The sequence below is a fragment of the Chryseobacterium tructae genome (assembly GCF_030409875.1).
Taxonomy (GTDB): domain Bacteria; phylum Bacteroidota; class Bacteroidia; order Flavobacteriales; family Weeksellaceae; genus Chryseobacterium; species Chryseobacterium tructae.
This window is the reverse complement of record NZ_JAUFQR010000001.1, coordinates 201,106-214,332: the sequence shown is the minus strand read 5'-3', so window position 1 is coordinate 214,332 and position 13,227 is coordinate 201,106. Positions and strand designations below refer to the sequence as shown.

Annotated in this window: 6 protein-coding genes and 2 pseudogenes; 5 read left to right on the top strand and 3 right to left on the bottom strand. The window is 35.9% G+C overall.

Features of this window, described 5'->3' with window-relative positions:
* Positions 1–9 precede the first annotated feature (9 nt).
* Positions 10–1,530 carry a flexirubin biosynthesis tyrosine ammonia-lyase FlxA gene (flxA, locus tag QWZ06_RS01000; protein ID WP_290295287.1) on the bottom strand — a complete coding sequence of 507 codons (1,521 nt, stop codon included), beginning with the start codon at positions 1,528–1,530 and terminating at the stop codon, positions 10–12.
* A gap of 98 nt (positions 1,531–1,628) precedes the next feature.
* Here flxA and QWZ06_RS00995 point away from each other — a divergent pair, with 98 nt between their 5' ends.
* Positions 1,629–2,876 carry an NAD(P)/FAD-dependent oxidoreductase gene (locus QWZ06_RS00995; protein WP_290295286.1) on the top strand — a complete coding sequence of 416 codons (1,248 nt, stop codon included), beginning with the start codon at positions 1,629–1,631 and terminating at the stop codon, positions 2,874–2,876.
* Positions 2,877–2,935: 59 nt separating this feature from the next.
* Here QWZ06_RS00995 and flxY read toward each other — a convergent pair.
* Together flxY and QWZ06_RS00985 are read right to left on the bottom strand one after the other, a co-directional pair.
* Positions 2,936–4,227: pseudogene (flxY, locus tag QWZ06_RS00990) on the bottom strand (flexirubin biosynthesis putative acyl-CoA ligase FlxY).
* An 85-nt stretch (positions 4,228–4,312) separates the two neighbouring features.
* Positions 4,313–6,001, bottom strand: coding sequence for a M23 family metallopeptidase (locus QWZ06_RS00985; RefSeq protein WP_290295284.1), 1,689 nt, complete (start codon positions 5,999–6,001; stop codon positions 4,313–4,315).
* 287 nt (positions 6,002–6,288) lie between these two features.
* Here QWZ06_RS00985 and QWZ06_RS00980 point away from each other — a divergent pair, with 287 nt between their 5' ends.
* From QWZ06_RS00980 to ileS, 4 genes and pseudogenes are all read left to right on the top strand, one after another.
* The gene (locus QWZ06_RS00980; RefSeq protein WP_290295283.1) at positions 6,289–8,904 is read left to right on the top strand and encodes a hypothetical protein; all 2,616 of its coding nucleotides are present in this window, start codon (positions 6,289–6,291) and stop codon (positions 8,902–8,904) included.
* Between the two features lie 6 nt (positions 8,905–8,910).
* Positions 8,911–9,219, top strand: coding sequence for a hypothetical protein (locus QWZ06_RS00975; RefSeq protein WP_290295282.1), 309 nt, complete (start codon positions 8,911–8,913; stop codon positions 9,217–9,219).
* Positions 9,220–9,255: 36 nt separating this feature from the next.
* A complete protein-coding gene (locus tag QWZ06_RS00970) occupies positions 9,256–9,573 on the top strand; it encodes a hypothetical protein (RefSeq protein ID WP_290295280.1) in 318 nt (105 codons plus the stop codon).
* 226 nt (positions 9,574–9,799) lie between these two features.
* Positions 9,800–13,194 (top strand): annotated as a pseudogene (gene ileS / locus QWZ06_RS00965) (isoleucine--tRNA ligase).
* Positions 13,195–13,227 lie beyond the last annotated feature (33 nt).

Genomic DNA, 13,227 nt, shown 5'->3' with positions numbered 1-13,227 from the left:
CGCTAATAATTACATTGCTTTTAAATATTTCTTTACTTCCTCCAAATACGGATACATCACCATATCATCTGAGAATGCAGGAATTATCTTTCTGATATCATCATACAATTCTTTTGTAGATGATGAAACCTCATTCTGGAAACCAAGATATTCAATAGCCTGAATGATTGTAATGGCTTCAATTGCCAATACTTCAAAAGCATTTTCAATTACTTTTCTGCAGATCACAGCAGCGTTGGTTCCCATACTAACGATGTCTTGATTATCATTATTATTCGGAATACTATGAACATACATCGGATTCGACAACATCTGGCTTTCTGCTGTAGTAGAAGTTGCCGTAAATTGTACACCTTGCATCCCGAAATTGAAACCTAATTTACCTAAATTTACAAAAGGAGGCAAAATTTCGTTGATTTTAGCATTTAAAAGATAGTTCAACTGTCTTTCTGCAAGCATAGTAAGCTTCGTTACCACAATTTTCAACTTGTCCATTTCCAAAGAAATATAATCCCCGTGAAAATTTCCACCATGGTAAACATGTTGATCCTCAACATTGATGATTGGGTTATCATTAGCAGAATTGATCTCATTTTCAAGAACTTTCTCCGTGTATTCCAAAGTATCCAATACCGGGCCTAAAATCTGAGGAACACATCTTAAAGAATAATATTCCTGTACTTTTTCTTTGAATACTTTTTCCTGTTCTTCAAAGTGGGTATACAAATGATCGGCTCTCTTTCTGATCAGCTTACTATCTGCAAGATGAGCACGCATTCTTTCTGCTACTTTCTGCTGCCCATAATGTCTTTTTGTTCCGTTTAATGCTTCTGATAAATGATCATCATAAGCCTGAACAATTTCATTGATGGCACAGGAAAGCTTAATGGAAATATCTGTGAGTTGATTCGCTTTATAAGCATTTACAATACCAATACCTGACATTACCGAAGTTCCGTTCATTAAGGCAAGTCCTTCACGGATCTCTACTTGTATTGGTTTTAATTCTTCAATTTCAAAAACTTCTTTGGTAGATTTTCTTTCTCCTTTATAGAATACTTCCCCTTCTCCGATCAGTACTAAAGCAAGGTGAGCCAGCTGAACCAGGTCTCCACTCGCTCCTACTCCTCCATGTTCAAAGATCAATGGAGTAATATCTCTGTTGATAAGCTCCTGAAGAAGATAAATAACCGATTCATGCACGCCTGAATTCCCTAATGATAGGGTATTCATTCTTGCCAGCATACAAGCTTTTACTTCCTGGGCAGGTAAAGGATTTCCGATACCGGAAGAGTGACTTCTTATCAGATTATACTGAAGCTGATGCTTATCCTCATCACTGATCTTAAATTGAGCCATCGGACCAAAACCGGTATTCACCCCATATATTACTTTATTTTTTGAAAATTCCTTTAAAAACTGAAAACTTGTATTCACTCTTGATAAAAGTGATTCATCCAGTTCTATTTTTTCATTCTCAATGATAATTTTTTGAAAGTCTTTCAGTTCTAAAAAGTTATTTATTTTCATCAATTAAAAGTAATAGTTGATAATTTTGTAAAATATTAATTATTTGTCACTAATTTTGCGGCAAAGATAAAAGTTATTATTAAAATAAAAAATCAAAGATGAGCAAAGAATTTGTTGACGTTCTTGTAATCGGAGCTGGACCTTCCGGATGCGTATCTTCTTCATACTTAAAGAAGAATAATGTCAGCGTAAAAGTTGTTGAAAAGACAAAATTCCCAAGACTGGTCGTTGGTGAAAGCTTAATTCCAAGAGTAATGGATCACTTTGATGAAGCCGGACTTTTTCCTGCATTGGATAAAATGGGCTTTGAGAAGAAGTTGGGAGCACGTTTTCTTCGTGGTGATGAGGTTTGTATCTTTGATTTTAGTAATAAATTTGGAGAAGGCTGGGATTGGACCTGGCAGGTTCCAAGAGCAGACTTTGATAATACACTTGCTCAGGAGGTAATTAATAAAGGAGTAGATCTTGAATTTGAAACTGAAGTTATTGATATCAAATTCGAGGGAACAGATTCTATCACAACAGTAAAAACCAAAGATGGAGAAACCAAGGAGATCCATGCAAAGTTCGTTATTGACTCAAGTGGTTATGGAAGAGTTTTACCTCGTTTACTTGACCTTGAAAAGCCTTCTAAATTATCTCCTCATTCAGCTATTTTCTCTCATGTAAAAGATCTAAACAGAGAGGAAGGTGAGGAAGGAACTTTAATTTCCTTTGATATCATTGAAACTGAGGTTTGGCTTTGGGTCATTCCTTTTTCTAACGGAAATACAAGTTTAGGAATTGTAGGACCTACCGAATATATTGAAAAACTATCTGAAAATAGAGATACTGCTGAAGCTTTAAGAAAAGCAATTTCTCTTTCTGATTATTATATGAAACGTTTTGGGGATCTAGATTTTCTTTTTGAGCCAAGACATCTGAAAGATTATTCATGTTCTGTAAAAAAATTATTCGGGGATGGTTTTGCTCTCACCGGAAATGCATCTGAGTTCCTTGATCCTGTATTTTCTTCAGGAATGGCCTTTGCTACAGAATCAGGAATGCTAGCAGCTAAACTGGCATTACGACAACTGAATGGTGAGAAAATTGACTGGCAAACAGAATACACAGATTATATCTTATATGGTGTAGATGTTTTTACCACTTATGTAAAGGAATGGTATACCGGAAATCTTCAGGAGCTATTCTTCCATCAACCGGAAAACCCGGATGTAAAGAAAAAGATTTGCGCTGTATTGGCCGGATATGTATGGAACAAGGATAATCCTTTTGTGAAAAAACACGATACGGTAATTAAGAATCTCGCCAACCTCATCAAACTGGAAAAGCAACAACAATCATAAAAACAAAAGACTGCTCATTGCAGTCTTTTTTTATATCGTTCATTCTAAAATGACCAGATTTATCTTAAATCAATGAATGTAATTGGTTTTCTGCTATTTGGATTAAAAACAGTTTTAGATAAAACATCAAAATCAATGATTTCAATCTTCGGGCTTACCCTCAACTTCGCACGGAAATGATCCCTTACTTCGTTCACAAAGTTCTCATTTTCCTGTTCAGTACTCAGCTTGATAATAATTTCATCTAAGCCTATTTCATTAGACTGAATAACAATCTGATAACACAGAATATTATTAAAATCGTTCAGAATATCGTTCATCGCAGGTGGATACAGTGTTGTTCCTTTATATTTGATCATCTGTTGTTTTCGTCCGATCACAGGGCCTAGCCGCATTGTATTCCTGCCGCATTGACAAGGCTCGTAATGCGCTTTTACAATATCTCCGGTTTTAAACCTCAACAAAGGAATGGCTTCTACTCCCAATGTAGTAATGGTAAGCTCGCCACTTTCACCTTCTTTTACAATATTTCCTTCATCATCCAGAATCTCTGTAATAATCAATTCAGGGTGGTGATGACCTCCTACCTGAAACTCACACTCTGTAAAAGCGGTACTCATTTCTGTAGAAGCATAGGTAGAAAAAAGTTTTATATTCCATTTCTCTTTGATCTTCTGGGAAAGAATATTATCTGTAAAGTCCTGATTTTTGATACTTTCACCAATACATACCGCACCATAAACACTTGAATTTTTATAATCCAAACCGCGTTTTTCAGCATAATCGATCATTTTCAATAAAAATGACGGAACAGTAATCAGGTATTTCGGTTTATATCTGAAAATAGAGTCCCATTGCAGTTCAGGAATTCCCGGCCCCATTCTGACCACACTGGCTCCCATCTTTCTTAGTCCTAAAAAATAAGCAAGACCTGCCATAAACGTTTATCAATCGTAGTAATCATCTGTACCACATCTCCTTTCTGAATTCCGGCACAAGCAAAGGATATCGCTTCATTATAGGCCAATCTTTCAAGATCATTATCAGACAACCCAAAAGTTACCGGATCTCCTAATGTTCCGGAAGTCGTGCTGTAATCTACAATCTTATCCGATGTAATACAGAAAAAATCATGATTGTGCTGCTGCAGATCATTCTTTGTTGTAGTAGGAATCTTCTGCAAATCTTCCAATGTCCGGATTTCTTCTACCTTGATATTTTTCTCTTTAAAAAGTCTTTGATAAAAAGGTGAATTTCCTTCAAGATAAACCAGAAGCTGATGAAGTTTTTCTTCCTGAAAAGCCTTTATTTCCTGTGTATTCGATTTTTCGATGAACGGATGAAATTCCAATGATTATAATTTTTAAAGGACAAATTTATTTAAAATTAAAGGATTGAAACAGTAAAATAGCAAAAGATTATACCTCTACACTTATTTATCTCTGAAAGGTAAACGTCTGTGTATTGGTATTTCCCGCAGAATTGACTGTGGCCACTTTCAAAGTATGAGAACCGGAACCTTTTGGACATTTCTCGTCAAAAGTATAGACAAAATCATTTTTTATACGAGCAAATCGCAGCCATGTCCCATCCAATTCTGCACGAAATGAAACAATATCACCAATTTTCGTACTGCCTTTCAAACGTAAAGTATTACCGCCTACAACAGCTCCTTCCTTCCAACCTGGAGAAACAGACGGCAGGCTATTATCTAATATAAGTTCTGCACTTCCTAATCTGTTGAACTGTGCTTCTGCCTGATCACCATTCCATTTTGCTTTTATGGCATCTTTATCACTTCCATAATTAAATAAAACAACTACTCTATCCTTCTCTTCTTTGGAGAGTTTTCTGTTCGGCTTTATCTTTAAAGTATAATAATCCTGCACCGGTATGTATGGATTCTGTAAAACAATGGTATTGGATACAGCATTTCCGTCTCCGCTATTTTTTTCATACATATTAAAATTCACAGCATCATACATCGCATTTTTACTAAAAATGATTTCTGCATTATCGGTTGTCATTACTTTTCCCTGATTAGGCAAAACAGTTTTTGCAGAAGGAGAAACGCCATTATCTGTTTTAGCAAGCTGCACTTTTGTAGTTAATCGGCTGGTATTTCCTTTTACATCTTTTAAAATAATTTCAATAGTGTGGACTTCCTCATCTTGTAGATTAATAACGCCGGAAAGATTAGGACTGCTGTAATCAGATAACTTCATTCCCGGTAGCGTAGACAGATGCTGAATACCCACTTTATCTCTTATAAATTTGGTGTAATCTATACAACCATTCAGATAACGGGTATCATCATAACTCACTTTATCAATGCTAAATCCGTAGATCAGCTTTCCATCCATCAATAATTCGGCTTTATAAATCCCTAAATTAAATCCTTGATTGGCCTTATCTACCGCTTTAATTCCCAAACTTATCTTGGGAGAATTGACTTTCACAACGTCGGCCGTATAAGTATTTCCTGCTTTTTTAACTGCAATTCCATTCGCTCCGGGCTCATAGGTACTGAATCTGCGATCATACCAATACAATCCACTGATGATAGGAGCCACAGAATCCGGAATATTAAATCCAAACAACAAAGGATTAAGACATTCTTCTGTCTTGGTATCTCTTATCTCAAAATGCAAGTGAGGACCTGCCGAACCGCCTGTATTTCCACTCAATGCAATGAGCTGACCTTTGGCTACAGGAAACTGTCCCGGTTGGAAAGCAATATCTTGTTCCCATTTTTCATCTTTGTATTGCTTCTCTTTTACATATTCATCAAGCTTATCAAAATACTTATTCAAATGAGCATATACTGTTGTAAAACCATTTGGATGAGTAATATATACTGCATTTCCAAAGCCATAACGTTCTACTTTTATTCTGCTTACATAACCGTCTGCTGCTGCTACAACCGATAAATTTTCCTGACTGTTCGTCCTCAGATCCAATCCCATGTGAAAATGATTGGTTCTTACTGCTCCAAAATTGGCTGCAAGTTGCATAGGAATATTCAGGGGATTTCTGAAATAGTTTTGGGGATAGTTATTTTGGGCTTGGGCGATGAAGATATTGATGAAAAAAACAATAACCATCAGTTTAGAGAATACTTTCATACAGCATTTGGGTTTAGTTCTACTTAAATATACGGGATTTCAAGCAATGATCATGCTATTTTGCTTTTACAGATTTTATTTTCACCCACAAATCGTGTAGATTTTCCCAACCCATTTCTTAATCCTTTTCCATTCATCAAGCCATCATTTATTTATTACACGCCAAGTTTTGTCGCTTCCCACAATGATATTTGCATTATAGATCAAAGGGGAAGTTTAGATAAACCCCTTTTCTCTGCCAAGCAAGAACCAAAACATAAAAGTAGTATTAATGAAAAAAATTAAAGATGAATTTTAAAGACCCTTTAAAGAAAATGGACGACTTTGATGCCATAAGTAGGAAAATATGGGCAGATATGAAAGGCGAAAAAATAGCCACCAACTCCATAGAACCTTTTTTTACAAATCTTTGGGTAGATGAGGGAAAACTTTTCAGATTACTTGCTTCTTCAACAGATTTCAACTCCTATCTATTTGATGCAAGAAAAAACTTTATAGACTATTCTCAAGAAGTAGAAAAGGTAAACCTGAAGGAAATTCCTCCTGCGAGAATTGACAATGTAAGAGTGAAGACTAAAATGATTGAGAAATTAATCATTCAAGAGCCTAAAATAGATGAAAAACAATTTCAGAATTCTTTTTTAGAGCGCATGGATAATAAGGTATGGGTAAATGTAAGCCCTGGCTATATTGATCCTAAAAAATATACCCATCATACTGAAATAGGAATTTCGGAAAGAAAAATAGCCTGCACAATCAATATCCCTTATCGCGACTATAATAGAGAAGCTACCCAAACCGATGTAAATGAAGTAGAAGCTACCATAAGTTACTTATCTAAATCACCTGATGCGATACAAATCAGACTTAGTGATGTTGAAGATTATATGGATGCCATCACCTATCTTTTTCCATATCATAGAGAGGTTGCACAGGTGGCTCTCATTTCACGTTTTGAAGAAGCAGGAAAAGGACTTACCTCCATTGATGATCTGATGTTTTTCTATAACCAGCTCCCCAATTTTGCTTTAACCGGTGTAGATTATAAAGGAAAAGCAAAAAAACTTTCAGATCAGTTATTATGGGATCATTTTATACAGTTTCTCAATTATGATTCTCAATTGCTTCGTGATGTAGACTCCATAGGTAAAGCTGCAGCTTTGGCAGCAGAACCTTTCAGAGACAAAAGCCGATATGCCATTCGTATTCTTACAGCAATTTCCGGAGAGTTTGTTTATAAAAAGATTAAAAATGATCCCAAGCTCATTCTTCACATTTATCATTCTTTAGATGGTGAAAGTGTTTACATGGGAAAAGGTATTATTTCCGATACCAACCAGGTTGCTCATGGGCAAATGTTTGAAAACAAAGAGCTCTTTGTCATTTACGTAACGGCATTCATGCAGGCACAACATGCAATGGATGATGCTCATCAGCCCCAGCAACGGGGTTCTCTTTTCGCATTGGGAGTAAGCAGAGATTCTGATACCATAGAAAGGCATTGTGAGCTTACAGGATATTTTATGGAAGGAGATCGGGACAACAATGTCACGCTGATCAACAATGTAAAAGTCTGGAATCTAAAAACCAAGAAGATTGAAGCTGAAAATGAAATTGAAAATGGAGAATTCAGACCACTGGATATGCTGCATCTCAAAGTCTATGAAAGGGCAAAAACCCCTTCCGGTAAAATTCAAACCATTGAAACGGATACTGAAGTTCCCGCGTTATTTCTTTATCACATTGCCCAAAAGAAAGCCGTTGAAGATGCATTAAGGTGCCTTCGTGTGGTTGCAGATCTCATCGTTATATCCGCCAGTCTTGCAACTATAGAATCGGGAGTATCGGGATTACCTTTATATGCAGCCTATGCAGATATTGGATTGGCTCTTTCAGATTTTTACATCGAAGCCCAATTGAGAGATGAGCTTACAATGACCACCCAGGGAAGGAAACTTTTAGAGTTATGGGATGATATTTATATGGTTCAGGGTACAGCAAGTGCCATGGTAAGTATGCTTCCAAAAGCACAAAAAGCCTTAGATGCAACCGTAGAAATACTATACCATTCCCGATTTCCATCACAGCAGAGAAGTTTAGAGAAATTAATTGAAAATACATTATATTCGTTTCCTTTAAGGAATTATTCCAAAAATGGATTAAAAGTTCTTTCAAAAGCCAGTGTTGAAAAGACTATCACGCATTCTTCTGATTTTGAGAAGCTGAGAGTCCTTTTTGTGGAGAACGCTGCGAAAGAAATAGGTGTACTTCATAAAGGAAAATTACTTTTCCAAGGAAAGTCACCCGCAAGGACTGATATTTTTTTAGATTATATCTATAGAAAAGCAGGAGGCAAGGTAGGTAAACTTGAAGAAGAGTTTAGCAGACTTGCGGGGATGGCAGAGAATCTCACACCTCGCATTAGTCTTACTGTTGAGGAGTTTAAAGCAGGATTAAAAGTCCTTGAAGAAACTGAAATCAATGCTGAAAACGCAATTGATTACATATATGATGTATTACCATATTTTAACCACTATATACTTAACAATAAAGTGGTTATGGTTTCTGATTCCAATTGTGTTAATGTTGTTCAAAAAGTAATAGAATATTTAGAAACAGGTAATATATCACAAGCATTACATTCCGATGGACAAGATGTTGAAGTTTTAGAACAAATATTTGAGAATAGTTTTTCTTCACCTGTTAAAATTGAAGATATTAGGAGTATTGATATGGCCGAAGGTGAAATCGGTATAATGTATATTTATAAAAAAGGATTTAAACATGGCCACGTTTTCAATGTTATTAAAAAAAATGAGAGACTAATGCTTCTTAATGGACAAAAAGGACTTATGCAAACATTTGAGAAGGCAGATTTTGTAGAATATTTAAAAGTAAAATAAAATAATATGTTAACAGACAACAAAATGCTAGAAATAGCCAATAAGTATATAAAGCAAATAGGGCAAAGAATAAATATTGAACTTGAAATTCCTCACGAATTCATTAACAAAAGCTATGGCAATGTTTATGATTATGTTGCGAAGGACTCTACAAAACATCGCTTAGCAGGCAATGGCCCATTTCTTGTAAGAAATGACACCGGTATAGTCATTCAGTTTGGAACATCAGACGATGTAGAGTATTATTTAAATGGATATGAAGATGGCACATGGAAACCTAGCATTCATGGAGTTTGGGATCCTAACCAGAATTAATATCAAACCCAATCTTGTATTAAAATAAAAACCTACATGTTGACGGAGCAAAAAGTAATAGAAACCGCAAAAGACTATATAAAAAAATTAAGTCAAAAATGGGAAATAGAACTTACTATTGCAGAGGAACGCTCAATTCAAAAAGAATATGGCATGATATTTTATTTTAATTCAAAAAAATTTGTAGAAGATAAAATTGAAAAAGCCAAGCTAATAGGCTGCTCTCCATTCTTAGTAGAAAGTAAAACTGGTAAAATTATAGTGTTTGGAACAAATAGATCCATTGACTACTATGTTCAAGAATACGAAGCAGGAAGATGGCCGGATATACCAAGCCTTAGCGACTTTGAATAATTCACAGCCACCTCCGGGTGGCTTATTTTTTTTCATAAATTCACATCAAAACCATGAATTAAATCCACTCTTCCACCCTTCTTTATTCACTTTTCATTCCACTTTTTATTTATATTTCTGAGATTGAAGTTTTTAATAGAAATTACCTACATAAAACATATATTATAAACCGACAAATTTTAGTAAATTTGCAGACTTAATTAATCAACGAATTGAGATATTTACAATGAGCCAATTTAAAGAATACAAAAACCTCAACCTTATTGACGTAGCAGAGAATGTAGCGGAGTTTTGGAAACAAAATAAAACTTTCAATAAGAGTGTTGAGATTCGTCAGGGAAATCCTGAGTTTGTTTTTTATGAAGGTCCGCCTTCAGCAAATGGTATGCCTGGAATTCACCACGTAATGGCAAGAGCATTGAAGGATATTTTCTGCCGTTACCAGACTCAAAACGGGAAACAGGTTTTCCGTAAAGCAGGCTGGGATACGCATGGTCTTCCTGTGGAACTAGGTGTAGAAAAAGAATTAGGAATTACAAAGGAAGATATTGGCAAAAAAATCTCTATTGAAGATTATAATAAAGCTTGTCGTGAAGCTGTAATGCGTTATACCGATGTATGGAATAACCTTACAGAGAAAATCGGATATTGGGTAGACCTTGATGATCCGTACATTACGTACAAGTCAAAATATATGGAAACTGTTTGGTGGTTGTTGAAACAATTATACGACAAAAGCTTGTTGTATAAAGGATATACGATCCAACCTTACTCTCCAAAAGCAGGAACAGGGCTTTCTTCTCACGAATTGAACCAGCCTGGAACGTATCGTGATGTGTCAGATACAACGGTTGTCGCTCAATTTAAAGTAAAAAAAGATTCATCTGCTTTATTCAACGATGTTGATGGAGATGTACATATCCTTGCATGGACGACAACTCCTTGGACGTTGCCTTCCAACACAGCATTGACAGTTGGTAGAGACATTGAGTATGTTGTTGTTAAAACATTTAACCAATATACATTTGAGCCGGTAACGGTTGTATTAGCCAGCGTTCTTTTACCTAAAGTATTCGGTAAAAAATATGCTGAAGGTACAGATGAGGATTTTGCCAACTATACGCAGGAAACGAAGGTAATTCCGTTCAGAATTTTAAAAGAATTTACTGGAGAAAAACTTGTTGATACAAGATATGAGCAATTAGTTCCTTGGTTTACGCCAAACGATAACCCTGAAAATGCTTTTAGAGTGATCTTAGGAGATTTCGTAACGACAGAGGATGGTACAGGTATCGTACACACAGCTCCTACTTTTGGTGCTGATGATGCGAGAGTTGCTAAAATGGCTCAGCCCGAGATTCCACCGATGTTGATAAAGGATGAAAATGACAATCTTATTCCATTGGTAGATCTGCAAGGTAAATTCCTTCAGGGAGAAAATGTCCCTGAAGTATTCTCAGGAAAATATATCAAAAATGAATATTACGATGAGGGAACTGCACCTGAGAAGTCTTGGGATGTAGAGCTTGCGATCTTGTTGAAAACAGAGAACAAAGCCTTCAAAGTAGAGAAATATGTTCACTCCTATCCACACTGCTGGAGAACTGACAAGCCGGTATTATACTATCCGTTGGATTCATGGTTTGTAAAGATGACTGCTGTAAAAGACAGATTGGTTAATCTGAACAAAGAAATCAACTGGAAACCAAAAGCTACCGGAGAAGGACGTTTTGCCAACTGGTTGGAAAATGTAAACGACTGGAACTTATCCCGTTCAAGATATTGGGGTATTCCATTGCCAATCTGGAGAACAGATGACCTGAAAGAAGAAAAGATCATCGGTTCTGTAGAAGAACTTTACAATGAAATCGAAAAATCGATTGCTGCAGGAGTAATGACTGAAAACCCATTCAAAGGTTTTGAAATAGGCAATATGTCCGAATCCAACTATGAATTGGTTGATCTTCACAAAAATGTAGTGGATAAAGTAGTATTGGTTTCCGATTCAGGGAAAGCAATGAAGCGCGAAAGCGACTTGATCGATGTTTGGTTTGATTCAGGTTCTATGCCTTATGCACAGCTGCACTATCCTTTCGAGAATAAGGAAATGATTGACAACAACAAGGCATTCCCTGCTGACTTCATCGCAGAAGGTGTTGACCAGACTCGTGGATGGTTCTATACGCTTCACGCGATTGGAACTGCTGTTTTTGACTCTGTTGCTTATAAAAATGTAATGAGTAACGGTCTTGTTTTGGATAAAAACGGACAAAAAATGTCAAAACGTTTAGGAAATGCAGTAGATCCGTTTGAAACACTTTCTGTGTACGGACCGGATGCTACCCGTTGGTATATGATTTCTAATGCAAACCCTTGGGAAAACCTGAAGTTTGATATTGAAGGAATTGACGAGGTAAGAAGAAAATTCTTTGGAACTCTGTACAACACCTATTCATTCTTCTCTTTATATGCGAATGTTGATGGATTCAATTATTCAGAAAAAGAAGTGGAAAACCGTCCTGAAATCGACAGATGGATCCTTTCTGAGCTGAACTTATTGATCAAAGACGTAAAAGCTTTTTATGAAGATTACGAACCAACAAGAGTAGCAAGAGCCATCAGTACATTTGTAAATGATAACTTGAGTAACTGGTATGTAAGATTATGCAGAAGACGTTTCTGGAAAGGAGATTATTCTGATGATAAGATCTCTGCTTACCAGACTTTATATACTTGTCTTGAAGTCGTTGCTAAATTATCAGCTCCTATTGCTCCATTCTTTATGGATCAGTTATATCAGGATCTGAATAAAGTAACAGGTAAAGAAAACTGTGAATCTGTACACTTAACAGACTTCCCTGTTGCTGATGAAAGTTTAATCGATCAGGATCTGGTTGAGAAAACACACCTAGCTCAGAACATTACGAGTATGGTATTCTCTTTAAGAAAGAAGGAGAATGTAAAAGTTCGTCAGCCATTACAAAAAGTATTGGTTCCTGTATTGGATGCTAAAACAGAAGAGCAAATTCTTGCTGTTGCAGATCTGATCAAACAGGAAGTAAACGTAAAAGAACTACAGTTAATCAATGCTGAAGAAGCATCACACTTAATTGTAAAACAGATAAAACCCAACTTCAAAGCGCTAGGTCCTAAATTAGGAAAGACATGAAGGTAGTTGGTGCTGAGATTAGCAATCTTACCACAGAACAGATTGCTGCTCTGGAAAAAGAAGGAAAACTAGATGTTCAGGGCTATGAGATCACACTTGATGATGTGGAAATCTCAACGAAAGACATCCCTGGATGGACGGTAACTTCCGACGGTAAAACTACTGTGGCACTAGATTTGACGTTAACCGATGAATTAAAATCTGAAGGAATCGCAAGAGAATTCATCAACAGAATTCAGAACCTGCGAAAAGAGAAAGATTTCGAGCTTACAGACAGAATTAATATCTCCATTGAAGAAAACTCACCATTCATTGAAGATATTAAGAAAAATGAAGAATATATTTCTTCTGAAGTCTTGTCAAATAAAATAGAAATTGTATCTTCACTTTCAAATTTTAACGAAATCGAAATAGATGAAGTTAATTTTAAGATAAATGTCGAAAAAAATTAACATGTAGTTATTGTATTTCAAATTCCATTTCAT